This window comes from Nostoc sp. C117 (assembly GCF_043099735.1).
Classification (GTDB): domain Bacteria; phylum Cyanobacteriota; class Cyanobacteriia; order Cyanobacteriales; family Nostocaceae; genus Nostoc.
On sequence record NZ_CP170989.1, the window covers coordinates 30,423 to 56,012 of the forward strand.

A 25,590-nucleotide genomic window follows, 5' to 3' on the forward strand; every position below is an offset into this window, starting at 1 on the left:
TCAATAAAAATACGTATTTATAGGCTTTTCAACGAGTCAAAGCCAAAAATCAAAACTTAATTTAGAATCTCAAAAACATTGCTCTATCTCTAACCTATACCAACTGGCTGTGGTTCATGAGTAACAGAGCTAGCCTTCATCGGTGCAGGATGTTTGCTCTCTTGAAGATGATTTACTTCAAGAGAGCGAATCAACTCTCGAATGACATCAGTTGCTGGTCTACCTGTGATTGCACAATAGCGTTCAAGTTTTTCGCTCTCAGTTGATGCGAGATTTATCGTGATTCGTTTGATAGCCCATTTTTTATTCATAACTTGTTCGGATTTTTAAAAGTTGATAAATTAAACGGACATTGCACTCTAGCAATGGTTGATAAATAACAGTTATTAACTCTATTCATACTTGCCTTACCGTCATACTATTATAAACATAAGTTTTTTAAGGTATTTACGTATAATCAAAAACTTCACCAAGAAATCACTGATGTGAATTTCAGATACAGTTTTAATTTTAAATATTACAAATATTAAAGTTTTTTAACTCTAGCTTAAGAAGTTGGCAAAGATACTGACAATAATATCTCCACTTACATACCCTATCCACTCAACCCAATCGGGCGCATCTGTCACCAGTTGAGCAAATTTGTTCGGGTCAAGATCCTTAAACTCCAGCTTACTACTACGAAGGCTACCCCGCTAGATTGAACGATTGCAGGTGGGTTAGAGCAGAAGCTAGAGCAAGCCAAACAGATGATCAATGGGAAATCTGTCAAGAAGTTCAAGTCAAGTTGATCGTAACCGTTCGATGTCTCGCATCGGTGGTGCACCGAACAAGCGGGAGTATTCCCGGCTGAACTGTGAGGGACTTTCGTATCCAACCTGATAGGCAGCAGAGGTGGCATCGCAACCTTCCGTCAGCATCAGGCGACGGGCTTCTGACAGTCTTAACTGCTTTTGATATTGAAGTGGACTCATTGAGGTCACTTGCTTGAAATGCTGATGAAACGACGAAGTAGACATTCTCACTTGCTTTGCTAAGTCCTCGACTCGCATCGGTTGAGTAAAGTTAGACTTGATCCGTTTGATCGCTGAAGCAATCCGCTGCATACTGCTGCCGGATGTAGCAATTTGGCGCACGGCTTCACTTTGTTCTCCCATCAGCAGACGGTAGTAGATTTCCCGAATCATCATCGGTGCCAGCATGGGAATATCTTGGCGTGTATCTAAGAGCTTAGTGAGTCGAAGGGCACAGTCGAGCAACGTGGCATCAGCGTTGCTTACAAATAAGCCTCGGACAGAGTTTTCTTTCTTCCCCGAACTGAAATTCATTTGAGCAACCATCTCACAGAGTTGCATTGAATCTAGAGTCAGCTTTAATCCTAAATACGGTTGATCGGGCGTCGCCTCAACAATACATCTACCGAGGGGAAGATCAACTGAGACAACAAAACATTGCCCTGCCTCATAAGTATACGTTTCTTTCCCCAACACCATGTCTTTCTTGCCTTGAACGAGAAGGGCGAGACCCGGTTGATAATCTTGGTAGATGATGGTAGAGGATGCATCCGATCGCGAAAGGCTCAAGGGTGCGATCGCAGTTGGATAGATCCGGTTGCTATTGGGTTCGGTGTGCCGCGCTACTAATGTCGCCAGCGCTTGGCACTGCTCTGCAACGACATCAGAATTGGGAATAATGAAAGTCATGGTAAAACCTCAATTCATTCAACGCCCTACATGATTATAGAATGCCTTCAAGTTATCCACGTTGGAGAAATAGGCAAAGATTAAAGAGCTTTAGGCATTGGAAACACTGGATCGAATTTGTAGGATGAAAGCATCTCAAACGTTACAGAGTCCAACAGAACAATGCCGCATTGCTTTCCTTAAACGATTAAAAACTTTTTGGAGAAAATGGCAATTCGTCCAAACAAACTTTGTTAGCAGTTTTACGCCTCTAAACCTCTAAACCAATCAATAACAACTCAAGCAATTAGCAGGAGAACCTATTTATGCAAAATACTCCCCAACAAATGAAAGCAATGGCGGTTGACGAGTTCGGTCATGCTGACAAGCTGACGTTGCACACCTTACCCGTGCCTACAGTAGGTGCGGGGGAAGTTTTGATTCGCATCGAGATTGCCGGAGTTGGCGGCTGGGATGCGCTGGAGCGGGAAGGTGAACTGGTGTATAACAAAGTTCACTTTCCGCGTGTACTGGGCGGCGAATGTGCAGGCACTATTGTTGCGATTGGCGATGGCGTAGAGCGTTTTGCTGTTGGCGATCGCGGAGTTTCATGAACGACAAGGGCGGTAGCTATGCAGAATACGTCGTCGTCTCTGAAGAGACGGTCGCGCCGATGCCCGATGGTCTCAATATGTTGATGGCGGGCGGGCTACCCATTGCTGGTGTAACGGCACTCAGTAATTTGCAAGTGTCGGGGACAGGCAACAAAACTAAATTGATGCTGTGGGGTGCGAGCGGTGGTGTCGGTCACGTTGCGCTACAACTGGCTAAACGCATGGGCGCGAACGTTTTCGCGATCGCATCGGGTGCAGACGGTGTAGCTTTGGTTAAGCAGTTGGGGGCGGATGAAGCAGTAGACGGACATAGCGACGACGTTGTGCAACGCACCCGTGCCTTTGCGCCCGATGGCTTCGATGTCGCGCTGGTGCTGGTGGGCGGCGACACCGTTCAATCCACACTGAGTTTGGTACGTCAGGGTGGAACGATCGCCTTTCCTAATGGCGTAATGCCCGAACCATTAGCACTCGACGGTGTGGAACTCAAGAAAGCAAATGGGTTCGCTAACCCAACGTTGTTAGACCAACTCAATCGATTGATCGATATGGGTGAGTTTCAAGTTCACATCGCACAGACATTTGGGCTGGAAGAGGCGGCACAAGCGCAGTCAGCGATGAAACAGCACTATCTGGGCAAAATTGTGTTGCGCGTGAGCGGCGAATAAGATCTGATTGAATTTCCAGCTTTTACAACAACTATACTCTCAACAAACCTTGTACAGGATGAAAGCATCTCAAGAGAACCCTCAAAGAGTCAGGGAGATGATGCTGCATTGCTTTCGTTAAATCACTAAAAAATTCTTGGAGAAAGTAGCAATATGTCTGAGCAAACGAACCTTGGCGGCACTTTTACGCTGCCGAACACCTCAATCACAATGAAGCGCATCGGTTATGGTGCTATGCAACTTGCGGGTCCGAATGTATGGGGTGCGCCACGAGATGTGGATGCAGCCGTTGCCGTTTTGCGCGAAGCGATCTCACTTGGCATTAATCATATCGATACGAGCGACTTCTACGGACCTCACATCACGAATCAGATTATCCGACAAGCGCTACATCCTTACCCCGAAGATTTGGTGATTGTCACTAAGGTTGGAGCGCGTCGTCCTGAAGATGGATCATGGGTTCCCGCAATGTCGCGGCAGGATCTGACTGAAGCGATTCACGACAACCTGCGTAACCTTGGACTCGATACAATCGATGTCGTCAATCTCCGCTTGATGGGTGACGGTCACGGACCATCGGAGGGTTCTCTTGCCGAGCCGCTGACGACCTTAGCCGAACTTAAGGAGCAGGGATTAATTCGTCACCTTGGTTTGAGCAATGTCACGCCGACACAGTTAACAGAGGCGCAAACGATCGCGGAAATTGTCTGTGTGCAGAACCAGTACAATGTCGCACACCGGGAAGATGATGCTTTCATCGACGATCTCGCACAGCAGGGCATCGCTTATGTACCGTTCTTCCCTCTGGGTGGGTTCACGCCGCTACAATCCTCGGTACTTGAAAGCACTGCCAAATCTTTAGACGCAACACCGATGCAAGTAGCGCTGACATGGTTGCTTCAGCGCTCTCCCAATATCTTGCTGATTCCCGGCACGTCATCGGTTGAGCATTTACGTCAGAATGTCTTTGCTGCGGCGCTGCAACTGGAGCAGCAAACAGTGGCTGACCTGAACGCAATCGCAGCAAAGCCGCTGGTAGATCGCTTCAGTCAGTAATTTGAGCTTTGACACAAACTGCTTGACAAACTCTTGGCACAAGAAGGATACCAATATTTACCGAACGTACTCATACGGACACTGAAGCACCTTTATATTGAATTCGACAAGGTATCATGATCGCATAGCACTTTCATGAAGGCAGCTATTTCGCCAAGGCCTGACTCGCATTCGTATTCGTATAAACAAAATCAATTTTGGTAGTTAGGTGACGTTTAGCGATATCCCCAAGCTACATCACCTACACCGCCACCAACCAATCGCACACCACAGACCTACACCCGTCTGCAAAGTTAACCCAAACCTGCCACTGTCCTAGATAGCCATTCCAGTAAGGCTCCCCATCAGCAACGCCGATAGAAGAGCCGATTGTGGAGACTAGCTGTTGGTAGAACTGACCAGCGCTGTCCAAACCTTGCTGCAATTTCAGCTTTAGCCCCTTCCATCCAAGAATCGCAATATTTTCTGGGGTATGTGGTGCTGTGTCACTGAGTGGTGTTGCTAAGACTATATTATTATTGCTGCCTGACACCAAATCAGAATTGTGGGATATGGAAAGTGATGTTGTGTCAGTTACTGGTGTGGTAGTACTTATATTATTACTGACTGACACCAACTCACTAAGAAACACTTCATCCCGATTGAGCCACTGCCCAAAAATCGAATCACGTTGATCATCAGGGGCAACAAACTGGTAAACGCACTCCCGATTTTCACGCTTACCCAACCGACCGACATAATCCAACTTCAAATCAATTTTGCCAAGTAGTTTCTGTGCGATCGCTATGGGAGTAAATTTTTCCGAAATGGTGACGTTTAAACAAGTTTTGATGAGATACCGATTCTTCATCGCCGCCTTCTTCAACTCCTGCATTGCCTCGTCAGAAGAGCGTAACCGAACGCCTGGCGTAAGCAACTGCAACAAGTTCAGTCTCTCCAATAATAAGACAGCAGTCAATAGCTGCCCCTTGTTAAAATCCGGTTTCCAGATAGCATTATTCCCAGCTTCGGCTTGTGCCTTAGCCCGTTTAGCATCACGGTTTGTCAGAAACTCTCGCCCCAGCGTCAAATAATAGTGCATCCGCAGTTGAGGATACCAGCCGTCGTCATCTTTCTCGACCAAATCAGGGGTAACATCAACTTCATAACGACGGGACAATTCAGCCTTGCGCTGCTGATGTCGTTCAGTTTTGGTTTTCGCCCTTGTGTCTTGCAGCTTCTTGAGTTCAGCATCAGAAATGGTAGGAGAATCCGCGATCGCCTGACACTCCGCAGCATACAATTCAACAGAAGCAGCTTTAACCGACTCGATAACTGCCCCACTCTCATCGTCATCAGCATCGTCAGTATCAATAACGGTGTACCCATCTTCGACCAACCCCGCAAGCACCGATTCCCGATAGCGCCGCATCTCAACGTTAATCACAGAGCCACGTTTCCCCCACGTCTGTAAGGATTCGGGCTGAAAATTCTGATCAATATAGCTCAAATCCGCATTATCCGCCGCCGACAACAGCGCAATGTTCGCTTGTGTTGCGACGTGTTGACTTCTGAGCAATCCTCCAATGGTAGTAGAGCCATTGCCCACAACGCCCATCCCCCACTCTCGCACCCAAATGTGGCGGTCAACAGTTTCCCTAACCCTTGCCAACATCTGCCGCACAGAGTTAACCGGCTGCACTCCCTGAAAAATTCCCCAAACAGCATCAAAATGTCCTCGAATGTCAATGGATACCCCAGTTTCTAAACTTGGAGATGCGATAACCAAATCATACTCGGTGAGAATTTCGTTCAGGTGAGAAATACACCCCATAGCAGCATGAGAGGGGTCTGCAACAGATTCGCTGTCAATTCTCAGTATTCGTAAGTGAGGGAATTTGCGCCGAAAACGTTCCTCAAGTGCTTGGGTTCCCCATTTGGATTTTGCTTTTTGAGCAGAGCAGCATAATAGATGATGCCCACCTTTGGCAATGGCTTTGTCGAGTGCGGCGATGAGATTCTTCGGGTTACTGCCAGAGTAGTTGTAACAGTTGCCAGCTACGTGCCGATAGTTGTTGACGATAACGAATGGATTAACCCGATATTCACCAGCGAGTGATAAAACATACTTTACATCTGTGTCGGAAACATCGGCACTAGACAGATAAATCCTTCCCTGACTACTCCCTAGAACATTCTGTACTAACTGCTTGAGGTTTTTGAGAACAGACACACGCCGCTTCTGGACTTCAGTACCAGAGTTGAGCAAATGCCAGAATACTTGGTCACATTCATCAATAATAATGACATCATTTGCCCAGTCGTTAGGGTTGAATCGCGCCTGACTCTCTTGATGCAGCGAATCCACACACACGCCATATCCTAATAATGTGCCTGTTTCATTCGTGCGAACTTCTGTGACATAATTCACTCCAAAGCGATCGCACAACGCCTCACCCAATTGGATGCGATGGGTGATGATTAACACCCTACGTCCAAGGTCATGGGCTTTGGCCACCTCAGTAGACAGCCATTCGGTTTTACCAGTACCTTTGGGAGCCTTGAGGATAATCAGTTTTTCGCCTTCGGGAACAAGCAGATGACCGAGGAATCTTTGGTTGAGAGCGATGGAGGGGGGATAAGTCAGCAGAGTGAACAACTTAATCTCCCACAACTCCAGTGCAACGGCTGTATTGTAGAGTGCGTCAAATGCTGGCTGACCCTTGGCGACAATAAAATCATCAACCCCTTTAGAAGCACCTAACGGTAAATCAATCACTCGCAGCGAACAGCCCTCATTTACCAGCAACCGACCCATGCGACTGATAGCAGTTCTTACCCGTTGAACTGTAGACGGTTTGTTGTCCTGGTCAAAGCAAATGTTAACCTGTCTCCCCTGTGTTGCAAAATGTTTCAAGTCGGGAATCAGAAAGGGTTTACCGATGGCAGTACCGTACTCATCTTGGGGTGTGCGGTATCCAGCGTTTACTCCCGGAATTGCGATCGCAGCATAACCAGCAGTCAGTAAGCAAGCAGCTTTTTTGACACCTTCAACAATTGTCACTGGTACGTTGTGCCGCCAAACCCAATGCCAGAAGCCCCCAGGATGCTGCAAGTCCTCTTCAGTAATGGGAATGCCGCTACGATTGGAGACTTTCACCCAGATGCGATTCGGGACTAAGAGGAAGAAAGCGCGTGTCTCTTGTCTGAATGGGTGTTCATACTTGATGAATTTGTGGATCTTTTGGCGGTCGCGTCTGGGGTGGTCGGGTTTGAAGCAGCCCCACATCATTAGCGCGTAGTTGTTGAGGGGGTCAACACCACTGCACCACCAGCCGCCTAGTTCAATGTGCTGGTACTTCTTCAAATCGCGATCGCGTAATCGCCCATCATTGCGACGGGAGATTTTGGGACTGTAGAGCAAGTATTCGTAGGGTGTTGTGCCAGAGAGCGATCGCACATTCAGGGCAATGATTTCTTCGTCAACGCCACTACTGAGCCACTCTTGTAAGTGCTTGGCTTGAGAATCGTTTTCATTTATACGAAGCATGACGGTATTTCCTCTAGATTTTTGACGCATGAAGATGGAGCGGCACTTGAATCTGTGCCGCCGTTAAAGCTTTTAGGCAGATGAAAGATTAAAGAGTTAGTCAGAGTAAAGTTTTTGTTAGCCTTTACTCTTCAACTTTTCAAAGACAAAATAAGTAATATGGGTCGGACTCACTGGCAGGCATTGCAACAACCGGAATCAAAATATTGTCTCTTTGAAAACAAAAGTATTGCAGGGCATCTCTCATCAAAACACCAACCATCTTCCCGAATGTTCTCGTGAAAACTTGCGTTTCCAAACAATTGAGATTATCTGTAGTTTCTGGAGCGTAAACGATACTGATATCACAGGTTTTTGGATTGTTAATTTGACTAATCCAGCCACGTTGTTGTATTCGTGGAGTGATTGAAGCCATGATCTGAAGTTGGTATTCCAGAAATATTGCCCTTGCAAAGTTTTGAGAAGGTGATATAGGAATACTGACGTACTGAGGTGTAACTAATACTGTGCCTTTTGGCTTGAGATAGGCAAATCTTTCTGACCAAGGCTGAGTTAAATCTTGTTTGGAGATGATTGCAATGTCAGTTTGTTTGTTGACAAAATCATCAAAAATCAGAGCGAATTCATCCGGAAGTTGAGTTGTTCCGTAGTTTGGATCTAATAAGCGACGACGTTTAGCTTGTCCCATATTTGGTTGCTTTTTTCAAGTGTGAATACGACAGGTAGATGAATCAGGGGAACGCCATACCAAAGCAGGGGTTTAGTGATGTTTTGTGTGTGGTGGCTCAGGCAATGAATGATTCTGATTCTTGCTTAATAGTACAAACGTACTAAACGAGGGCATTATACATGATCTGGAGAATCAGAATTATCTACCCCCGATGTGTGGTCGAAAAGTAAGATTAATACGTGTACTAACAACTTTGTTGGTTTTCGGGACCTGATGCAGATGTGTAGACTGGCAGCCAGAGTGCATCACAAGCAAGCTGCCGTGTTCCAGCCAGAAATCCGTTGGCCTGCCATTTCTCGGTTTGATTTGGAATTTGCGACATGACCCCAGGCTTATGGAAGCGATCGCAGGGTTAGCTCCCATCGATGATTCATTGTCAGCGTGCCAACCAATCGAATCCTGGGCACTGCGGTATTGATTTCCGATAACAATGCGGAACTTATAGCCAGTTAGCGCAGTGATTCTGTACCGCAAGTTAGACAGAGGTTCTGTCCAAGTCAGGGGTTTTAAAAATACGCTGTTGGAGTAGAGATAATCACAGCCTGTATCACCGTAAAGACATTCAAGACGGGGAACGGGCATTGTTTTCCCCGCGATCCTGATTTGATTTTGCTGCCATTCCAGTTGTAGACAGTGTTGGTAGAGTTCGTTTGCAAGTTCTTGACTTAAGAAATCGGGGTAATAAGTGATGGGTAAAACTGGGGTTGATTCCTGAAACAAATTTAGTTGTTGCATGGTACTTTTCTCCCATTCAAGAAAGTATTCTGAAGATAATTGCTGTCAGTTTTGACCAGTAGAGAAAACCTCAATCAACACGCTTTCTGGATATAAACCAACTTTTCCAAAACGTGGATCATGAATGCGTTCGATTTCTATTCCTTGTTTCCGACACAATGCACTTGCTTTTCGACCCTTAGTACTCGCTTCTTTTACCGAGATTTCTAAACCTTGAAGATTGGCGAATCCAACAACACTATATTTATGGCCGCATGGAGTGTTTACCCTGTCTTGTTCAACTTCAACAGCTTTGAGTCTTGCCAAGATTTGAGTTTGTTGCTGTTGTTGTTGGAGTAAATGCTGTTCTTGCTCCGCCAATTGTTGTGCTAAAGCGGCGAGTAACTGTATTTGAGTCATGGCTGTTTCGCTATTTGAGGTGGGTTTTGTCCAGCCCAATTTGTCTTGAATCCATGCCCGAATGCCGATGGTATTGAATGAACGGCATACTAATCTGGCTTGCTTGGTGCAGTATCTACCAGCTTCGTAAGCGTAGTACTCTAAGATAATTGCGATCGCTATATCAGGGATTCCATCGGTTCTCCACTGGCTGAGGTCGGCGGCTGAAAATCCTTGCAGCATAAGCTCTTTGGCTAATTTTGAGGGTACTAGGTCGGCGCTTGATTTTAAAGCTTTTCTGATAGATTCGTCATCAACTCCAGCTAGTCGTGCAGTAGCTTTGATGCTGGCTTTACCATGACCATTGGAGTCTACTTCAATCTCTTGAGATATTTGCTTTATGATTTCGGTGATTTCAATTGCTGACATAATTTTTAGTTGTGTGATAATTTGCAGTTGTGTGATTAGAAAGAATTAAACATTCACGCGCACCAAACTTTTTTCACCAACCAGTGAGAAACGATTCGATATAGTTGGTGTCTTAATTAATGTTGGTGACATTAACTCAACAAGGTAAAACCAAGAATCATGCACCAGCGCAATCCCCAAAACCAGCCGTTGCTTTGTTCCCTTATCGTGAGAACAGAGGATCACTCTTTCGCCCAGAACGAAAGTAGGTTTTTGCACAGTGATGCTTTCTAATTCTCCAGTTCCGATGATTTGGTTTTGTGTAGCGTGGAGTATTTCTTTTCCGCAATCAATTGAATAAATCCAACATTCGTGTTTCCATTGCATCCCACAGCAGTAGCCGAACGTTCTTGTTGTGCGGAGAAAAACTCTCTCCAGTAAATTAACTGCTACAGGTGGAATTGTTCCACGCCAAGGTGGAGAAAGATACCAGCTTGTTTGAAGTGCGTTAATGTTGTCAATCATGACTTTTTCCTTTGTTGAGATGAAATTATTTTCAGACGTTCAAAAATTAGTGCAGCGCATTGGGGAACAATAAACAATTCGCAATTCGCAATTCGCAATTCGCAATTAATTTAGTTTGTTGATTTTATCCTTAACTTTTCTAGTAGATGTAACTAGAATTTTTCCTACTTCTCTGGTTTCTTGAAGCAGAGATTCAAACTTGTTTTTATCAACCAATTCTGCCTCTATTAATATTTCTAACCAGTATTCGGTTTCTCTCTCCTCTTTAAGTGCAATTTCTAATTTGCTCAGAAAGTCTTTATCAGATTGGGCAGATTGAGCTTCTCTAACATTTGCCCCAATAGCAGTACCACTTCTTAATAACTGTTTCGATAATGTTCGACAAACTCCAGGTTTTTCATCAAGGAAAGTACAAGCTTTAACTATTCTGATTGCTAACGCTTTTGTTCTATCGGTAATACTAATCTTTTGATTCATGTCTTTTAGTCCTAATTAATAATTGCGAATTGCGAATTGCGAATTGCGAATTGTTTTGGGAGGGCAGGGGAGTCCAGCGATGATGCCGTCAACTTCTCTAACTCCGACTCTTGCAAGAGACTCAACTGTAATATCATGGATATCAGGAATAATTGGAATATGTGGGAAGCGTAGACTTAACACTTGTTGGCAGTACTCGTTGATTTCGCAAAATGCCACAGTTTCAAAACCGCCGCAAATCTTATGACCGAGGGTGAAGCCGCCAATACCAGAGCAGAGGTCAAGGACTTTTTGAGTTTTAAAGGGAGTGATTGGGTCAATCATGCGCGTCTCCCCAGCAAGTAATTAATTGCTTCAACATCAAGAGCAGCAATACGTTTTTTAATTGATTGTGGTGGGTTATCAAAAAACTGTTTTAGATGCCATCTCCGAATTTGGTAATGTCTGGCAGAGCGTGTTGTAGCTTTGAGCCATCCTCTTTTTACCCACCTTGTAACAGTTGAGAAATTCAATTGAAGAACTTGAGCAATTTCTTTGCAAGAATAGTTATCAAGAGTGGGACGGGCTGAATAACCTAAGTTGTTTAACTTCAGGTAAATTGCAACTGGTGTGCGTTGATATCCTCGCCTTTTTAGGATTGAAGCTATTTGTTTGACTGTATAGACTTCAGCTTTCGCCTCAATAATTGCAAGTTCTTCATCAGTCCATTTGATACTCATAATCTCACCTTTCCTATTGATGGAGATTTAGTAGAAGAATGTTCTTTTACAATCCGAGCGCTGATAGATTCAAAATCTACTTGGAAGATGTTCATATCTGTGGACATTTCCCCAGTGTTGTAGCGGTCTACTATGTGCTGTTTGATTGCAGATTGATTTAGTCCATCAGGGATATCGATGTGCGCTTCACTGATGATTTTTTCGACTACTGTGACAATGACTCTCATGGGTAATTCCTGTTTGGTAATTTGAATAAATGAGAAGCCAGAATTATTCTGACTTCCGACTTCTAAATTCCGGTTCAGCCTGCCCCAGTCTTTGCTGTTTGTAACTGTTGCATCCATGCGTTGATTGCCGTTAATTCATCAGCACCATTACCAACAGCATCAACAACCTGCTTTTGATACAAAGATTCGGCATGATTTGGATACTCGCACTTGTCTGCTGCCCAAGCCAAACACATTGTTTTTACCAGTTCATTAATCTGGTTAATATCAAGTAGACTTGGGCGGTCAACATCCTGAAATTGCAACCACTCTTTGACCAAATCAAGCGGATAATCAAGCAAAGTACGAATATTTTTAACTCGCAAGTCTTGAGTCGGTACTGGTTGAGGAACTACGCTGAGTTTTGCTGGAGCTACTAGGGTTTCTGCTATAGATGGGATAGTTGAGGATGTGCCACCTAAGCGTGATTGAATATTACGAATGATGCTTGCCCAATCAGCATTTTTATTCCATTCTCTTTCAATTCTGCTTTTATTTACCGCATCATAAAGATTACAGAAAACGGTATTTTGTTCACCAGCATTAGCAGCAATAATCAGTGGCTTAGAAAAATCCTGTACACCTGATGCAGCCAAGAGAAAGCTTTTGGTGAAGTTTGTTTCAACACCGCTTCTGATGACATAAACTTCATCAGCACTCACTACAATATCGAGCTTCAGATTGTCCTTGCCTTTGAACTCTTTAGTTGTAAATCGCAGTTCAGATAGATAACCAGTTAATGCTCTTTGGGAAACAGGGATGGTTTTATCCCGTTCAATATCGTAGTGATACCACAGGTAAGATTCTCCACCTAACTCAGCGTTTTTGACATACAAATAGATGGGTTCTGGAGGGTTGCATAAACCTAGCTTGATTTCAGTAACCATGTTCACCTCGGTTAAGTTTCATTGATTAGTGTTTCGTGTGCAATAATGGGAATTCTGTAGCGGAAGAAAAACTTCCGTGCTTTCATCTGAAGTAATGGCATTCCTTTGGATGAACGCTTTTGTATTAATTAGAAAGTTCTCGATTCCGCTCTAGCTCCCATTCCAGATAAGTGAGTGCAGTTTGAGCATCAGCAATGTTTAAATCAGGTTGATATCCCAACTCCAGTAGTTGTTTGTAGTCTGGGTGCCAAGCAATAAGGGATATCAGAGTTTGGGCTTGTTCAACTAATTGGTGTAGGTTGGGGTTAGACAAATCAAAGCCAAGCCTGGAACATAAATCCTCTGCCTTTACACCTATTGTCCCTGGTTCAATCTCGGTTTCTAACTCTTCAAGCAGAGATTGGAAATTGGGGTGTTCATCGTTAATTTCAACCTCAAACAAATCTGCACTCTTTGTAACGGTGGTTGCCCAATCTGGTAATGTGTGTGGAATCGTCTTAGCGTAAAGTTTCATAATTGGTTCCTCTTCGATTAAGAGCTAAAAATCCTCGGCAATCTCCAACAAAAAACCGCGTCCCGTGTTCTGTACTTGCACAAGTTCTTTATCCAGCAGAGTTTGAATAACTGAATTTGAAACTTGGCATTGGAGAGAGTGCAGAGGAACACAACCACCACAAAGTTGAAGTAAACGCAGGAGATGATTAGCCCGACGGTCAAAACTGTCTGTAGAATTAGCCATTGGTGCTACCTCCAGTGATGGCTAACAACTGTTGTTGCAGAATTGCTATTTGCTGTTGGTAAAGCTCAATTTCTGCTGTGATTTCTGAGAATAATTCCTCTGGGGAAAGCGGTTTAATTTGATCCTCTTTTAAGTACGATATTTCATCAGAATTCTTGTTAGGCAGCAGCACATAGCGCCAACCATCATCAAATTGTTCAGCCAACTCTGTACCCGAAGGATAGTAATAAAGTCCCAAGATGATGCCTTGGGTTGTACGCTGTTCCAAACCAAAGCGAGGGTAGCCCCAGTGTTGAGGGATTGAAATTGTCGGTTTCATAGATGAATAGGTGAATGAAGGGGAAATGAGAGAAGAATTCAGGAGTCAGAATTCAGAAGTCAGAATTTTGGGAAGAAGAGGAGGAAAGAGGGCAGATTTTATTAACTTCCCTGCTCTTTGTTTCTTTACTGACTCCTGACCAAACAATTCGCAATTCGCAGTTCGCAATTCGCAATTGAAAATGCGAATTATGAACTAATTGATTAATTGGCTAACCTTGGAGTTAAAGCCGCCACCATACCGTAGGTTGGTGGTCAACAAGATAGTGGGAGGTACAAGCCCCCACTAAATTGTCTTAATTGCGAATTGCGAATTGCCAATTGCGAATTGGAGTTGACTCCTGGATTCTGACTACTGAATTACGCTGTGACTAACTCCGCTCTCTCCAGCAGGCGCTGCAATTTATCGCCAGTTAGCTGCTCTAACGGCTGATCTAAAAAATATTCCTCAAAAATGGATTTACTATCAGTAGACACATCCACTATCGACAGCGATCGCACAGCATCAAGCACCGAGTTAGAATACTGCTGCTGGACTGAATAACGCCTCTTCACCCACCAGTTCCCGTCAGTGCATCCGACTTGCCCCAGTTTCACGCCGTTGTTGTAAATGCCATCGTCGAGAATTTCAAACCCGTAATTCTGGCACTCGTTGAAGATATGCGCCATGATTTGGTTTTCGGTCGTAGAAGATGACAAGGAGCAGGGTGCGGGGTGTATGGGAGAGAATCTTTCCCCTCTGCTCCCTGCTCCCTGCCCCCCTGCTTCTTTCTCCTGCACAGGTAATGAGCCATCTTTATAGTGAGTGCAGATGAAGCGATCGCAACGCATTAGAGTGTTAGCACGAAATACTTCTTTCTCGTTGACGATGACTACCCAGCGTTGCGTTAAGTGGTTGTCGTCATGGCTGATGCTGGCTATCAGTTGATTACCAGCGTAATATTCGTGATGGTCAAACGAGATTTCGACTATTGTGAGGGGTTCGGGAGCTACAACTTGGGCTTGGTCAGCGATGTAGCTGTCGAGTTCGGCTTGGGCGAGGGCTTGATTGTCGGGGGCAGTGAGGGCGACTTTCTGAATCTTGCTTGCCTGATAGTTAACAATGGCGGAAATCCAAGAATCCTTACAGCGTTTGTCGCTTACTTCAACTGTGCAGCCGATTTCGCTGTAGATTTGCTTGAGCCGCGCAATGGATTTCAGTTGCAGCTGTTGTTGGCTGTAGATTTGGTATGTCATGATTGATGAGCCTTTAAATTTAGGGCAAGAGAAGCGCTTGAGATTGCGAGTCCAGGGCGCTTCTCTATATTGTTATTATCTGCTAACCCGTTAGCGTTTGTCAATAGCACAACGAAATATTATAACTGAATTTACTAACTAGATAATTTAATGAGATATAATACACTCTTGATAAACTTAGGTAATGAATATGAAGCAGCTAAGAGAAAGAAAAGGACTAAGAACAGTAGATGTTGCTAGCCGTGTAGGTATAGCAGAATCTACTGTTCGTAATTGGGAGTATGGGAAAACTATTCCAAAACTACGAATTGATCAGTTCAGCGAACTCATGAAACTGTACGAATGCAGTTTTGATGAACTGATGACGGCAGTAAAGGAATCAGGTAATGCTCTCGAATGAAATAAACCTTTTAAGTGTTACTTTTTTGCTTTTCTGGAAGAGATGATCGCTTCTGTCATCTTAAGTATTTATTACGTTGCAATGAACTTCAAGCTACCATTCCTTGCATTTGGCGCTCCGTAAATCCGTTTCCCAGTATGGATTAGGCATGACTGCTGATAGTTGCGGAATATGTATTAAGCAAGATTAGCTCAACTGAGTTGCAACTTAATGTCGATTTACTTCATAGAGTGGAAACGGCGTTAATCAATATGTCAAACGAGGAAGATCCGGTTTTAGCAGACATAACTGTTACCTCTGTCGAAATTCCAGAGTTGACAGAAGAAGAACAGCGCGACCGCCTTCACCTAGAGCGCCGTGTGGAAAGAGCGTTTTTTGAGGCAGGAAAAGCACTGACGGAATTGAGGGACAGACGGCTTTATCGCTCCACGCATAAAACCTTTGAAGAATATTGCCGCGATCGCTTTGCTCATAGTCGCCAACAGTCAAATTACTTGATTGCCGCAGCTGGTGTTTACGAAAATTTGACAACCATTGGTTGTCAAAATGTGGCAGATGAGAATTTGACAACCAATGGATCACAAATTCTGCCCACGGGTGAGCGCCAAGTTCGACCCATGACAAAGCTTCAACCCCAGGAACAGCAGGAAGTGTGGCTAAGGGCAGTAGAACTGGCTGGAGGGAAAATACCAACTGGTAGAATCGTGAAAGATGTTGTGCAGCGCATCATGGAGCGTACCCAAGTACCTAACACCTATCAATTAGGCGAGGTATGCCAAATTTTAGCCAAGGATAATCCCGAACTTAGGGGCAAGGGTGGCTGCTGGGGGATTGTCAGCCAAGTAAATGACTTTAGTTGTAGCGTGAGAATGTGGGATGGGGAGTACACGGTTGGGTTGCAACATCTGAAATCTTACGAATACTTGCCTGCGGAGCGTGAGCAGGTTCGGGAGATTTGCGATCGCATCAATCGGGTGTATTCGGGTGGGCTGGAGGAGTCGGTACAGAAGTTTTTGGAGATGCTGGGGAAGCTGAATCGGGCTTATTTGACGGCTTTGGAAGAGAAATTGTTGAGTGTTCTAGAGTCTGAGATAAAAGATTAATGCAACAATACTTTCTGTAATCTATTGTGGTAGGGGTGTAATATTGGTACTGATTATCAAAGAAAGGGCGACGCTAGAACAGTTTGAGCAAATGCTGCAAACTCTGGGACTTTATATCAAAATAGCAATAGACATAGAAAGAGGTACTTTAGCGGGGGGAGGGGAAAAGCACGCCTACTGTGAAGCAGCATTACTCGAAGATGGTAGTAGACAGCGAGATATTTGGGGTGCAGACTGGATTCCATTTAACCAATCAATAGCTTACGAATCAATTATTAACATCCGCCCTAGTCAAAATAATCGCTCAATGATAATTCAAAACCCAGAGATTCGAGAACGTGTTAAAAAAATTGCTCAGGAGTTAATAGGTGGATATGAACCAGCAAGGGGATGATAAACAAGCACGGTTTCAAAGCGAAAATACATCAAATCGCTTAGGACATATTGCGTCCAATTTAGCTAGGTTAAGAACATTTTGTAACACTGTTTACCCGGAAGCAGTGGAAAGTGTAGCAGATGAAACTATATGTTTTATTGAATGGACAGCAGCAGAAATTGAACCAGAGTATGCCGAAGAATTGGTTAGCATTCAAGTTCAACTAGCACGATGGAAATTAAAATTTGACAGTCTTTGGTCTGAAGAGAGCGAACGGAAAAATATGTCCGAGCAAGCGAGTACTTGGTCACAGAGGGTATTAGATATGTCAGGTTTATTGTCCCAATCTGCCTAAATCTCCTATTACTTGCATCCAAAATGCTAGGATTTCACCAAAAATGTGAGATTGCGTAATGCGATTCATAATTGCAGACATAGCTTATGCGCCAGATTGCACTAACACCCACAACAGTGATCGCGCCCTCAAGTCATCAAAGTATATCCCCAAGCGGTTACTGAAGTGCATTCAGGAGATGGATGGGAAGAAAGTGGCGTTGAGGGACATTTTGCAGTTTTTGGAGGTGAGAAGATGATGATTCTAAGGTTGAGTTCATACAGAATTACACTAAACGATTATCAGTTAAGGCATAGCAGGGGCAACTGAGGCGTGGTGTTAGACATTGTGCAGCGCTTCAAGGGGCGAACCAGAGTACCAAACACCTACCACTTGGGCGAAGTATGCCAAGTTTTAGCCAAGGACAACCTTGAACTCAGGGGTAAGGGTGGGTGTTGGTGTGAGGTAAAGGTTATTTGCAGCCGCTCAAGCGAACCGTTAGCAGTAGTTACGATGCACTTCAACAGATTAAGGACAAGCAACTAAATCGAAATTACAATCATTACCAGACAAAGTAATCATGGAATTCAACCCAAACAACAATGTTGTTAAACTCTGTCTTCAAGGTATGGGCATGGAAGAAAAAGGCAAACCAGAAGAAGCAAGTAAACTGTTTCTTCAAGCCTGGAACGAAGCGACATACGACTTTGAAAAATTTATTTCAGCCCATTATGTAGCTCGACATCAAAAAAATGTTTCTAATAAATTAAAATGGCTCGAAACGGCTTTGCAGTTTGCATTAAAAATAAATAACGACTCTGTTAAGAGTGCAATACCTTCTCTATATTCAAACATTGCTAAATGCTATGAGGACTTAAGCGACCCTGACAAGGCAAAAAAGAATTATGAATTAGCAACTTCGTGTAAGGATAAACCTTCTGATAAAGGCCCCTTTTATCATGGAACGAAAGCAGATTTGCAGGTTGGCGATTTGCTGACAGCAGGAGGCAGTTCTAATTACAAACTTGAACTCAAAATGAATCACATTTATTTCACAGCCCTTGTCAATGGGGCGGGACTAGCTGCTGGATTAGCAAAAGGCGATAACCGTGAACGTGTTTATATCGTTGAACCAACAGGGGAGTTTGAAAATGACCCGAATGTTACAGACAAAAAATTTCCCGGCAATCCGACACGCTCATATCGCTCCCAAGCACCATTAAAAATCGTTGGGGAAGTCACAGATTGGGTGAGACAAACACCTGAAGAACTCCAAAAATGGCGTGAAAAGTTGACCAATAACAAAGGAGAAATTATTAATTAATTTCTCAGATTCCCACACCCTGCTCACCGATTGAAATCAACGGCCTTATTTAACGGCTGTCGAAGAGAAATTGTTGACGCTTCTAGAGTCGGAGCATGGAAGAATACCCTGAAAATTTTGGCAATTTGGCATCCAATGTCTTTGGGTTGCAGTTTCAATGGAGTTAGCAACACAACGGAACAGTGAAGAAGTTGTACGAGGGAAAAGATAAAACTTCCCGCTTCTTGACATCCAGCCGTAGCCAGTTGTTTAGTTGAGTGCTGTAGAACCCCTCTACATGATTCATATAGCGCTCAACAGAGTTCAGTTAAGACTCTACAACTGGCTAGAAATTAGCAAAACTCAATAGAACCTCAGAAGATGTAGATAACTGGCATTTCTCTAAGAGCGATGCCTGCGGTTCTTGCTAGCCTACGCATTCATCAACTACGGGAAAAGGAAAACTTAGAAGAAGCTGCTAGTTCTGGAGACTGAATCAATACTTTTCGGTTCGGTTAAGAATTAAGCAACATTAACCCTGTTCTGTCACTTTGGGAGAAGCCAATGCCTGAAAGCCTTTGAGAGCTTTGCTTTTGGGTTTTTGGCTATAAATTTTAGTTTCTGTTAGAAAATAATGTCTCAAAGCTTGACTCAATAAAAGTTTTAGAATCTTGCTTCAATTATTGTTTTCCGAGAGTGACATAACAGGGTTAATAATTTAAAAAATAAACGGCTACGCAAACAAAGTGCAGGAAGCTGGACTGTGTTTGTGTAGCCGATTATGAGGTGCTTATACTTATGGTTTCTTTTGAGCCAAGTTGTACTTAATCTCAATTTCAAAGTTACTCTCAGCTGAACCCTCGGTTAAAAAGGGAATACCAGTTTTACCACCCAACTTGATGCCAAATTTAACTGTTACCTCCTCAGCATCAGGTAAATTTTTAAATGCCCCAACCGCTAACTTGGCATAATCACGAATTTTGTTTTGAAATTCTGCAATATTAAGCGTCGGTAAACCATCACGGTATCCTGGTTCCTCTTCTTCTGGAACCTCTGTGGCTGTCTTTGATTCCACATAAATTTCGTACTCTTGATCATCTTCTTTGACAATCAGGCGTTGCACTTCTGACATTTGTAGCCTCAGTTTGTGTTTGGGTTGTTATTCTTGTAATATTACGTAAAAACGGATACTAGATTAGGCAGTATGCCTCGATATGCACTGGTAATTGGCATTGCTAAGTATGACAATTTTACAAACCTACCAAAGGCTGTTAACGATGCAGAAAAAATAGCACAGCTATTGCGTGAGCATGGTCAGTTTGATGTTCAGCCAATGCCTGGTAAGCTAATTGAGAGTGAGAATCGCTGGCAAGTCACACAGGATAAAAAGTTAACTGGTAAAGAACTCGGTCGAACACTGAGAACGTTTTTGCTGGAGAAGGCCAAAGGTAGTGAGGCACTGATTTATTTTGCAGGACATGGATTTGAAGCGCTCAACCTTATAGGTGAACCAGAAGGGTTTTTGGCAACTTCAGATTGTCATAAAGTCGATGGACAAAATGCGATTGCTTTTGATCACTTCAACACATTAATCGCTAAATCTCAACTCAGCAGTTTAGTAGTATTGCTGGATTGCTGCTATGCGGGGTCTTTTCTAGAGAGAAGTTTTATCAGGTCTGGTTTCTCCGTTTTCAACAGCAAACAAGATTACAGCCTAATTACAGCCTCTCGTGCCTTTGAAAGAGCGCGTGAAGATTCAGAAGGCGGGATTTTTACCAAAGCAATTCTTAAAGGACTTGCTGAGGATAAAGCTGATGAAGTGACAGGTGAAATTAATGTCAATGATTTGATGAGCTTCATTTCACGAGAACTCAAGGGGAGTGGACAAGAAGCAATTTACATGGGGGGAGGAAGGTCAATTCCTCTAGTTTGGTATCCGCCTAAAAATTTAGTAGCTACTGAGGTGGTAAGTGAAGAATGCCCCTATCGGGGGTTAGAAGCTTTTGACAAGGTTCATGCAAAGTTCTTTTTTGGTCGTCAGCAAGTAGTTAATAAGATTCAACAAAAACTTGACCAAGCAACATTTGTCCCAATAATAGGCGCTTCAGGAAGTGGCAAATCTTCAGTAGTGCGGGCAGGCTTGATTCCGGTGCTAGAAAAGAATAATTGGAGAGTATTAGAAATAATTCTGCCTGGTATAGAACCGTTAGTAGAATTGAAACGAGCTTTTACCAAGTGGTTTGGGCGCACAGAAATTCGAGAAATTTCTGCTCTTCTTGATGTTAATAATTTATCTGCGGTGATTTCCCGACTCCCAGATACTGAACGTTTTTTGCTAGTAGTGGATCAATTTGAAGAAGTTTTTACCCTTTGTTCTAAGGAAGAAGAGAGAAGTCGATTCATTGAGTTGATAACACAATGCTCTGAAAGTCGGTTGGCAATTGTCACTACAATACGGGCAGATTTTCTTGAACTGTGTTTAAGTTATAAGGGATTGACTCAATTGATTCAGGAACAGGCTGTTTATATGCCGCCATTGCTGGGGGCGGAATTAGAAGAGGCAATTGTATCCCCAGCAAACTTGCAAGGTTATCAGTTGCAGAGAGGACTATTGGGAGCTATCCAGCAAGAAGTAGTGGGACAAGAGAGAGGCTGTTTACCTTTATTACAGTTTGCCCTCACCGAACTTTGGGAACAGCGCGATCAAAAAAAACACCAGTTAACAGTTGCTAAATTTAACAATCTGGGTGGAGTAATTGGAGCGCTGAATCGTCACGCAGAAAAGCTATATGAAAGTTTCACCAAACAGCAAGATCAAGATTGGGTGAAGCGGATTTTCTTGAATCTGGTACGTACTGGTACACAAGAAAAGGATACTCGACAGCGGCTACTTAAAACAAAATTGTTAAATATTGCTAGTGAGAACCAAAGCGATCAGCAAGCCATAAGCGATGTTTTAGAAAAGCTGATCCAAGGACGCTTGATAGTACTAGAAATCGAAGCCACGGGAGAAGTTTGGGCTGATTTAGCTCATGAAGCCTTAATTGAGGGTTGGGAGAGGTTTGCCCAATGGCGACGACAAGACCGAGATTTGCGGCGCTTGAGCGATAGGTTAGCAGATGCTTTACGCGAGTGGGAGAACAAAAAAGAGAATGAAAAATACTTAATCCAGGGAGGATTGCTGGCAGAGGTGCGTGAAAATTGGGACAAGCTACAGCTATCTCTATCATCACCTACCAAAAAGTTTTACCAGCGCAGCGATGCCTATGAAAAAGACCAAATTGCTGAACTGCAAAGAGCGCTCACTGAAGCTAATTTAGCTACTTTGCGAGAGAAAGCGGCAAGGACACAGAATTTATTATCTGTTCAACCTTTAGATGGTTTAGTTCTTGCAATTCTGGTAGTGGGCGAGAATTTAAAGAAAATGCCTCAGCACATTCTTAAAGAAGTTCAAAACAGCTTGAATTGGGCAATGATAAAAGGTATAGTCTCAATTCCTTTTTGGGGACATGATGGTATTGTCATGTCTGTTGCCTTTAGCCGAGACGGACAGACAATTGTCAGTGGTGGTGGAGATGGCACAGTGCGGTTGTGGGACACACAAGGTAACTCCTTAGCAGCTCCCTTTCAAGGGCATCAGGGTTTTGTTAGAGCAGTTACCTTTAGCTCAGATGGTCAGAAAATTGTTAGTGGTGGTGAAGACGGGACAGTACGGTTGTGGGATATACAAGGTAAGCCCTTAGCAGAACCCTTCCGTGGACATGAAGGGATTGTCGTTTCTGTCGCTTTTAGTCCTGACACACAAACAATTGCCAGTTGCGGTGTTGATGGAACAGTGCGGTTGTGGAAAATCAAAGATAATCGTCTGGTAGACCCTTTTAGTGGGCATGAGCATTATGCCTCTTCTGTAGTGATTAGGGTGGATGTACAGCAGATTGCCAGTGGCGGTTCTGTTTCTTGTGCCGATTTCAGTACGAATGGACACGAAATTGTCAATGGCAGTGTTGACGGGAAGGTATGGTTGTGGGACATCCAAGGTCAACCCTTAGCAGCAGCCCCTTTGTTTGGACATCAGGGTTATATTCCTTCAATAGCAATTAGCTTGGATGGACAGAAGATTGTCAGTGGTGGTGCTGACGAAACAGTACGTTTGTGGGCGATCAAAGGTCAACCCTTAGCAGACCCCTTACGTGGACATCAGGGTTATGTCTGTTCCGTTGCCATTAGCCCTGATGGGCAGACAATTGCTAGTGGTGGTGTTGATGGCACGGTGCGGTTGTGGGACATCCAAGGACACTGGTCAGAGATCCCAACACACTCGTTGGTAGACCCTTTACGTGGGCATCAGGGTGATGTCTGTTCTGTTGCTTTTAGCCCTGATGGACAGACAATTGTTAGTGGTGGTAAAGATGGAACGGTGCGGTTGTGGAACATCGAAGGTCATCCCTTAGTAGACCCTTCCCGCAGGCGTAGGATAGATATTATGTCTTTCGTCATTAGCTCGGATGAGCAGACAATTGTCAGTGGCGGTAGTGAAAGTAGGGTGCAAGAATGGTTGGAAGTCTGTTGCAACAGGTTGCGTTACCATCCCATCTTCAAAAATCCGCAAACCGAGGAAGCAAAAGCTGCCTGCGAAGTCTGCCGCAAATATGTTTGGAGTCAAGAAGAATCTCAAAGCGGTGATTAATGAGACTTAGACAAAAGGTAGCCAGAAAACCTCATCAAATGTAGATACAGAAAGACTTTGACATCGATTTGCTTAGTTTCTTGATACATCTGCGTTTCAACCATTTTTGAGCAATGGGTGTATTTTCCTTACTCTGTAAGGGTTTAAGCCTTGTTTTTGCCTCAAAAATGTTTAAGTCCCGTTATTTAACTGGTTTGGAGGAAAAAGTGTTGAGTTTGTTGGAGTTAGAAACTGGCGGCTAATGCAAGGATTACCAGCAGCTTATTATCACTATGAGTTTTTGGAGCGATGGCGATCGCTTAGTTAAGTCATCAAAGTATATCCCCAAGCTTTTACTGAAGCGCATTCCGCAGATGGAGCGAGAGAAAGCGGCGGTTAGGGAGATTTTGAAGGTGTTAGGGGTGATAGAACAGTAAAAAATATTAATTTCCACTTATAGTTTATTTACGAAAGTTTTATGACAAACTTCCTTAATCTCTATTGGGGATTGAATATAAATAATTTTGTAATCCTCCTATATACAGCAAATCACTTATATTAAAGTAAACTACTTTTTTCCTTTTAATTAGATTAGTTGGAATAAAACCAGCATAAATTAGATTATAACTGTCATGTCTTCTATGAATTTCATCTTGGATGTAAATACAAACTAAAACATCATTATTATCAATTTCTTTCTCAGCAATTTTCCATTGGCTTGTTTCTATGTTAATACTATGGCGTGCTTTAACTTGTAAACGAATACTAGGGTTTGATTTTAAAGAGAAATCATAGCCGCCATCACCATATTCTTTATTACTAAAATCAACTGAGGTTATGAGGTTGCCCAAGTATTTTTTTAATGCTAGTTCACCCAACTTACCTTTCATATTATCTTGGTATATACTTTTAGCTGATCGTCTATCTCCTTTTCGTTTATAATCATCGACTTTTTGCCAACAATATTCATCAATTGGCTCTAATTCCTCTGGAGCATCTATATTTATTATTTCCCTATGATATCCATCAAGCTTACAAGTTATGAATTGATTTATAATTATTCGTTTGCTGAACTCTATCTGTTGTGATTTTAAATTATTTATAAAAATATCATCATTTTTGCTTGGTGATTTAATTGTCTCTATTTGATTGAGATAGTCTAAAAATGATGAATTACCAGAACCAAACATATACAATTCATTTTGTGCGCGTGTCATTGCCACATACAGTTGCCTTCGGGTCATGAATGATACTTCTTGAATCTCACAAAGGCATTCATTAAACTGTTGTAACCATAAAATTATTACTACTTTAAACTCTAAGCCTAATGATGAAAGTGTAGTTAGAATTTTTATGCCAGGAGTATTAATACTATATCTTCTCTTTGTCTGGTTATCTTCTGTAACCCAATAGTATCCTATCCCTGATTCTGTTAATTCTCTTATAAGCAGATAAAAACTGGCTTTTTCATCTCTTGTAATAGCTTTGTACAAAATAGCGATATCTTCTAATTCATAACCAGCCTTTTGTAAATCTTTGATTTTATTGACAACTGATTTTATTTCTTGAATTGGTGATTCAGCTATTTGTACTTCAGGTGCTAAACCGTGACGGAGAAATGCCGTTGGTTGAATATTTGGGAAGGTATCATTATTTTCTTCATTTGTAGTTGAAGGTTGAATAATACTCCATGCTGCTGATAGTATTTCCTGAGTATTCCTATAATTTTGGTCTAAATAAAACTGCTTGCTATAAGTTCTACCCTGAGCTTTTATCCCTACTGATGCCCACGTAAATTTAGGTCTATTATATAATTTTTGGTTAATATCAGATACAATTAACAGATGATCTGTATTAGGGTTTTTTAATGCAGATATACAGGCTTTGAACCAGCTAGGATAGAATGTATGCCCTTCGTCTATTAAAATAGCATCCCATTTGGATTGTATAGGCAACTCTTGTAGCCTGATTAATAACTGTTCTCCTAAAAAATCTTCACATCTCTCATCGATTTCTAAATTAGTTGGCACTCTTCCTAATTCCAACGTTAATTTATGTCCAAGCCTATTACGAGTTATTGAATATCTTGAATCTAAAACTTCTTGTGCCCATTCATGAAAGTGGCTGACTTGAATCCTAGCGCTTTCTGCAAATGCTTTATCTTCTTTTAAAATGGATTTAATATAAGAAGATAGACATATATTGTAGCATAAAATCAAAATTTTGTAGTCTGGATGTTGTTGAGCTAGAATTCTGGCACGAGTGAGCAAAATAAGTGTTTTACCGGAACCTGCAACACCCGAAAGTAAACGATGACCGCTACCTATTCTCGTTGCTAAATCCTCTTGTTGTTTATCTAAACGTTTAATCAGAATTTCTGGGTTAAAATCACTAACTTGGCTCATGTGGTTTTTAATTTAGGTCAATTCAAGACATGGCTT

27 protein-coding genes and 1 pseudogene are annotated in these 25,590 nt (G+C 42.9%); 10 read left to right on the top strand and 18 right to left on the bottom strand.

The window, feature by feature from the left end:
* Window positions 1-89: 89 nt before the first annotated feature.
* Window positions 90-311: a CopG family transcriptional regulator gene (locus tag ACFG4S_RS00145; protein ID WP_392530043.1), complete on the bottom strand. Its 222-nt coding sequence runs from the start codon at window positions 309-311 to the stop codon at window positions 90-92.
* Window positions 312-782: 471 nt separating this feature from the next.
* Window positions 783-1,703, bottom strand: a complete 921-nt coding sequence (locus ACFG4S_RS00150; protein ID WP_392530044.1) for an AraC family transcriptional regulator — start codon at window positions 1,701-1,703, stop codon at window positions 783-785.
* A gap of 389 nt (window positions 1,704-2,092) precedes the next feature.
* Here ACFG4S_RS00150 and ACFG4S_RS00155 point away from each other — a divergent pair, with 389 nt between their 5' ends.
* The 3 genes from ACFG4S_RS00155 to ACFG4S_RS00165 all read left to right on the top strand — a co-directional run bounded on the left by ACFG4S_RS00155 (window position 2,093) and on the right by ACFG4S_RS00165 (window position 4,020).
* Window positions 2,093-2,296 carry an alcohol dehydrogenase catalytic domain-containing protein gene (locus ACFG4S_RS00155; RefSeq protein ID WP_392530045.1) on the top strand — a complete coding sequence of 68 codons (204 nt, stop codon included), beginning with the start codon at window positions 2,093-2,095 and terminating at the stop codon, window positions 2,294-2,296.
* Window positions 2,293-2,964, top strand: coding sequence for a zinc-binding alcohol dehydrogenase family protein (locus ACFG4S_RS00160; protein WP_392530046.1), 672 nt, complete (start codon window positions 2,293-2,295; stop codon window positions 2,962-2,964). The genes ACFG4S_RS00155 and ACFG4S_RS00160 overlap by 4 nt, the downstream gene beginning before the upstream one ends.
* A gap of 153 nt (window positions 2,965-3,117) precedes the next feature.
* Window positions 3,118-4,020, top strand: a complete 903-nt coding sequence (locus tag ACFG4S_RS00165) for an aldo/keto reductase family oxidoreductase (protein WP_392530047.1) — start codon at window positions 3,118-3,120, stop codon at window positions 4,018-4,020.
* Between the two features lie 241 nt (window positions 4,021-4,261).
* Here ACFG4S_RS00165 and ACFG4S_RS00170 read toward each other — a convergent pair whose 3' ends face one another.
* The 14 genes from ACFG4S_RS00170 to ACFG4S_RS00235 form a co-directional block, all read right to left on the bottom strand.
* Entirely contained in the window at window positions 4,262-7,549 is a 3,288-nt protein-coding gene (locus ACFG4S_RS00170) for a plasmid replication protein, CyRepA1 family (protein ID WP_392530048.1), read from the bottom strand.
* A gap of 139 nt (window positions 7,550-7,688) precedes the next feature.
* Complete coding sequence (locus tag ACFG4S_RS00175; protein WP_392530049.1) at window positions 7,689-8,237, bottom strand: hypothetical protein; 549 nt, start codon at window positions 8,235-8,237, stop codon at window positions 7,689-7,691.
* 180 nt (window positions 8,238-8,417) lie between these two features.
* Window positions 8,418-9,014: an alpha-ketoglutarate-dependent dioxygenase AlkB family protein gene (locus tag ACFG4S_RS00180; RefSeq protein WP_392530050.1), complete on the bottom strand. Its 597-nt coding sequence runs from the start codon at window positions 9,012-9,014 to the stop codon at window positions 8,418-8,420.
* 45 nt (window positions 9,015-9,059) lie between these two features.
* Window positions 9,060-9,821, bottom strand: a complete 762-nt coding sequence (locus tag ACFG4S_RS00185) for a hypothetical protein (protein WP_392530051.1) — start codon at window positions 9,819-9,821, stop codon at window positions 9,060-9,062.
* A gap of 45 nt (window positions 9,822-9,866) precedes the next feature.
* Window positions 9,867-10,325 carry a DUF1392 domain-containing protein gene (locus ACFG4S_RS00190; RefSeq protein WP_392530052.1) on the bottom strand — a complete coding sequence of 153 codons (459 nt, stop codon included), beginning with the start codon at window positions 10,323-10,325 and terminating at the stop codon, window positions 9,867-9,869.
* Window positions 10,326-10,430: 105 nt separating this feature from the next.
* A complete protein-coding gene (locus ACFG4S_RS00195) occupies window positions 10,431-10,802 on the bottom strand; it encodes a four helix bundle protein (protein ID WP_392530053.1) in 372 nt (123 codons plus the stop codon).
* 15 nt (window positions 10,803-10,817) lie between these two features.
* Complete coding sequence (locus ACFG4S_RS00200) at window positions 10,818-11,126, bottom strand: DNA cytosine methyltransferase (RefSeq protein ID WP_392530054.1); 309 nt, start codon at window positions 11,124-11,126, stop codon at window positions 10,818-10,820.
* Window positions 11,123-11,521 (bottom strand): hypothetical protein, encoded by a 399-nt coding sequence (locus ACFG4S_RS00205; protein ID WP_392530055.1) that lies wholly within the window; start codon window positions 11,519-11,521, stop codon window positions 11,123-11,125. Before ACFG4S_RS00205 ends, ACFG4S_RS00200 begins: the two co-directional genes overlap by 4 nt.
* Window positions 11,518-11,865: a hypothetical protein gene (locus ACFG4S_RS00210; protein ID WP_392530056.1), complete on the bottom strand. Its 348-nt coding sequence runs from the start codon at window positions 11,863-11,865 to the stop codon at window positions 11,518-11,520. The genes ACFG4S_RS00205 and ACFG4S_RS00210 overlap by 4 nt, the downstream gene beginning before the upstream one ends.
* The gene (locus ACFG4S_RS00215) at window positions 11,823-12,674 is read right to left on the bottom strand and encodes a hypothetical protein (protein WP_392530057.1); all 852 of its coding nucleotides are present in this window, start codon (window positions 12,672-12,674) and stop codon (window positions 11,823-11,825) included. Before ACFG4S_RS00215 ends, ACFG4S_RS00210 begins: the two co-directional genes overlap by 43 nt.
* Window positions 12,675-12,798: 124 nt before the next feature.
* Window positions 12,799-13,188 carry a hypothetical protein gene (locus tag ACFG4S_RS00220; protein ID WP_392530058.1) on the bottom strand — a complete coding sequence of 130 codons (390 nt, stop codon included), beginning with the start codon at window positions 13,186-13,188 and terminating at the stop codon, window positions 12,799-12,801.
* Window positions 13,189-13,212: 24 nt separating this feature from the next.
* Complete coding sequence (locus tag ACFG4S_RS00225; protein ID WP_094333526.1) at window positions 13,213-13,413, bottom strand: hypothetical protein; 201 nt, start codon at window positions 13,411-13,413, stop codon at window positions 13,213-13,215.
* Window positions 13,406-13,732 (bottom strand): hypothetical protein, encoded by a 327-nt coding sequence (locus tag ACFG4S_RS00230; protein ID WP_392530059.1) that lies wholly within the window; start codon window positions 13,730-13,732, stop codon window positions 13,406-13,408. Before ACFG4S_RS00230 ends, ACFG4S_RS00225 begins: the two co-directional genes overlap by 8 nt.
* 359 nt (window positions 13,733-14,091) lie before the next feature.
* Entirely contained in the window at window positions 14,092-14,967 is an 876-nt protein-coding gene (locus ACFG4S_RS00235) for a hypothetical protein (RefSeq protein WP_392530060.1), read from the bottom strand.
* Between the two features lie 190 nt (window positions 14,968-15,157).
* On the opposite strand from ACFG4S_RS00235, the gene ACFG4S_RS00240 reads away from it, so the two are divergent.
* From ACFG4S_RS00240 to arr, 5 genes and pseudogenes are all read left to right on the top strand, one after another.
* Entirely contained in the window at window positions 15,158-15,367 is a 210-nt protein-coding gene (locus tag ACFG4S_RS00240; protein WP_308737867.1) for a helix-turn-helix transcriptional regulator, read from the top strand.
* Window positions 15,368-15,618: 251 nt separating this feature from the next.
* Window positions 15,619-16,470 (top strand): hypothetical protein, encoded by an 852-nt coding sequence (locus ACFG4S_RS00245; RefSeq protein WP_392530061.1) that lies wholly within the window; start codon window positions 15,619-15,621, stop codon window positions 16,468-16,470.
* A gap of 43 nt (window positions 16,471-16,513) precedes the next feature.
* Window positions 16,514-16,864 (top strand): DUF5674 family protein, encoded by a 351-nt coding sequence (locus ACFG4S_RS00250; RefSeq protein WP_392530062.1) that lies wholly within the window; start codon window positions 16,514-16,516, stop codon window positions 16,862-16,864.
* Window positions 16,845-17,201: a hypothetical protein gene (locus ACFG4S_RS00255; protein ID WP_392530063.1), complete on the top strand. Its 357-nt coding sequence runs from the start codon at window positions 16,845-16,847 to the stop codon at window positions 17,199-17,201. The genes ACFG4S_RS00250 and ACFG4S_RS00255 overlap by 20 nt, the downstream gene beginning before the upstream one ends.
* A 922-nt stretch (window positions 17,202-18,123) precedes the next feature.
* A pseudogene (arr, locus tag ACFG4S_RS00260) lies at window positions 18,124-18,504 on the top strand (NAD(+)--rifampin ADP-ribosyltransferase); the annotation flags it as partial.
* Between the two features lie 775 nt (window positions 18,505-19,279).
* Here the strand turns inward: arr and ACFG4S_RS00265 are convergent.
* Entirely contained in the window at window positions 19,280-19,615 is a 336-nt protein-coding gene (locus ACFG4S_RS00265) for a CU044_2847 family protein (RefSeq protein WP_392530064.1), read from the bottom strand.
* Window positions 19,616-19,687: 72 nt separating this feature from the next.
* Here ACFG4S_RS00265 and ACFG4S_RS00270 point away from each other — a divergent pair, with 72 nt between their 5' ends.
* Together ACFG4S_RS00270 and ACFG4S_RS00275 are read left to right on the top strand one after the other, a co-directional pair.
* Window positions 19,688-23,170 carry a caspase family protein gene (locus ACFG4S_RS00270; RefSeq protein WP_392530065.1) on the top strand — a complete coding sequence of 1,161 codons (3,483 nt, stop codon included), beginning with the start codon at window positions 19,688-19,690 and terminating at the stop codon, window positions 23,168-23,170.
* A gap of 272 nt (window positions 23,171-23,442) precedes the next feature.
* On the top strand, window positions 23,443-23,586 hold the full coding sequence (locus tag ACFG4S_RS00275) for a hypothetical protein (protein WP_392530066.1): 144 nt from the start codon (window positions 23,443-23,445) through the stop codon (window positions 23,584-23,586).
* 54 nt (window positions 23,587-23,640) lie between these two features.
* Here ACFG4S_RS00275 and ACFG4S_RS00280 read toward each other — a convergent pair whose 3' ends face one another.
* Window positions 23,641-25,554 (bottom strand): DEAD/DEAH box helicase, encoded by a 1,914-nt coding sequence (locus ACFG4S_RS00280; protein ID WP_392530067.1) that lies wholly within the window; start codon window positions 25,552-25,554, stop codon window positions 23,641-23,643.
* Window positions 25,555-25,590: the final 36 nt, after the last annotated feature.

Excerpts from the sequence above, each read along its gene's own strand:
- ACFG4S_RS00145 (WP_392530043.1), bottom strand. The coding sequence starts at position 311 with ATGAATAAAAAATGGGCTATCAAACGAATCACGATAAATCTCGCATCA.
- ACFG4S_RS00150 (WP_392530044.1), bottom strand. The coding sequence starts at position 1,703 with ATGACTTTCATTATTCCCAATTCTGATGTCGTTGCAGAGCAGTGCCAA.
- ACFG4S_RS00160 (WP_392530046.1), top strand. The coding sequence starts at position 2,293 with ATGAACGACAAGGGCGGTAGCTATGCAGAATACGTCGTCGTCTCTGAA.
- ACFG4S_RS00165 (WP_392530047.1), top strand. The coding sequence starts at position 3,118 with ATGTCTGAGCAAACGAACCTTGGCGGCACTTTTACGCTGCCGAACACC.
- ACFG4S_RS00170 (WP_392530048.1), bottom strand. The coding sequence starts at position 7,549 with ATGCTTCGTATAAATGAAAACGATTCTCAAGCCAAGCACTTACAAGAG.
- ACFG4S_RS00175 (WP_392530049.1), bottom strand. The coding sequence starts at position 8,237 with ATGGGACAAGCTAAACGTCGTCGCTTATTAGATCCAAACTACGGAACA.
- ACFG4S_RS00180 (WP_392530050.1), bottom strand. The coding sequence starts at position 9,014 with ATGCAACAACTAAATTTGTTTCAGGAATCAACCCCAGTTTTACCCATC.
- ACFG4S_RS00185 (WP_392530051.1), bottom strand. The coding sequence starts at position 9,821 with ATGTCAGCAATTGAAATCACCGAAATCATAAAGCAAATATCTCAAGAG.
- ACFG4S_RS00190 (WP_392530052.1), bottom strand. The coding sequence starts at position 10,325 with ATGATTGACAACATTAACGCACTTCAAACAAGCTGGTATCTTTCTCCA.
- ACFG4S_RS00195 (WP_392530053.1), bottom strand. The coding sequence starts at position 10,802 with ATGAATCAAAAGATTAGTATTACCGATAGAACAAAAGCGTTAGCAATC.
- ACFG4S_RS00200 (WP_392530054.1), bottom strand. The coding sequence starts at position 11,126 with ATGATTGACCCAATCACTCCCTTTAAAACTCAAAAAGTCCTTGACCTC.
- ACFG4S_RS00205 (WP_392530055.1), bottom strand. The coding sequence starts at position 11,521 with ATGAGTATCAAATGGACTGATGAAGAACTTGCAATTATTGAGGCGAAA.
- ACFG4S_RS00210 (WP_392530056.1), bottom strand. The coding sequence starts at position 11,865 with ATGGATGCAACAGTTACAAACAGCAAAGACTGGGGCAGGCTGAACCGG.
- ACFG4S_RS00215 (WP_392530057.1), bottom strand. The coding sequence starts at position 12,674 with ATGGTTACTGAAATCAAGCTAGGTTTATGCAACCCTCCAGAACCCATC.
- ACFG4S_RS00220 (WP_392530058.1), bottom strand. The coding sequence starts at position 13,188 with ATGAAACTTTACGCTAAGACGATTCCACACACATTACCAGATTGGGCA.
- ACFG4S_RS00225 (WP_094333526.1), bottom strand. The coding sequence starts at position 13,413 with ATGGCTAATTCTACAGACAGTTTTGACCGTCGGGCTAATCATCTCCTG.
- ACFG4S_RS00230 (WP_392530059.1), bottom strand. The coding sequence starts at position 13,732 with ATGAAACCGACAATTTCAATCCCTCAACACTGGGGCTACCCTCGCTTT.
- ACFG4S_RS00235 (WP_392530060.1), bottom strand. The coding sequence starts at position 14,967 with ATGACATACCAAATCTACAGCCAACAACAGCTGCAACTGAAATCCATT.
- ACFG4S_RS00240 (WP_308737867.1), top strand. The coding sequence starts at position 15,158 with ATGAAGCAGCTAAGAGAAAGAAAAGGACTAAGAACAGTAGATGTTGCT.
- ACFG4S_RS00245 (WP_392530061.1), top strand. The coding sequence starts at position 15,619 with ATGTCAAACGAGGAAGATCCGGTTTTAGCAGACATAACTGTTACCTCT.
- ACFG4S_RS00255 (WP_392530063.1), top strand. The coding sequence starts at position 16,845 with ATGAACCAGCAAGGGGATGATAAACAAGCACGGTTTCAAAGCGAAAAT.
- ACFG4S_RS00265 (WP_392530064.1), bottom strand. The coding sequence starts at position 19,615 with ATGTCAGAAGTGCAACGCCTGATTGTCAAAGAAGATGATCAAGAGTAC.
- ACFG4S_RS00270 (WP_392530065.1), top strand. The coding sequence starts at position 19,688 with ATGCCTCGATATGCACTGGTAATTGGCATTGCTAAGTATGACAATTTT.
- ACFG4S_RS00275 (WP_392530066.1), top strand. The coding sequence starts at position 23,443 with ATGAGTTTTTGGAGCGATGGCGATCGCTTAGTTAAGTCATCAAAGTAT.
- ACFG4S_RS00280 (WP_392530067.1), bottom strand. The coding sequence starts at position 25,554 with ATGAGCCAAGTTAGTGATTTTAACCCAGAAATTCTGATTAAACGTTTA.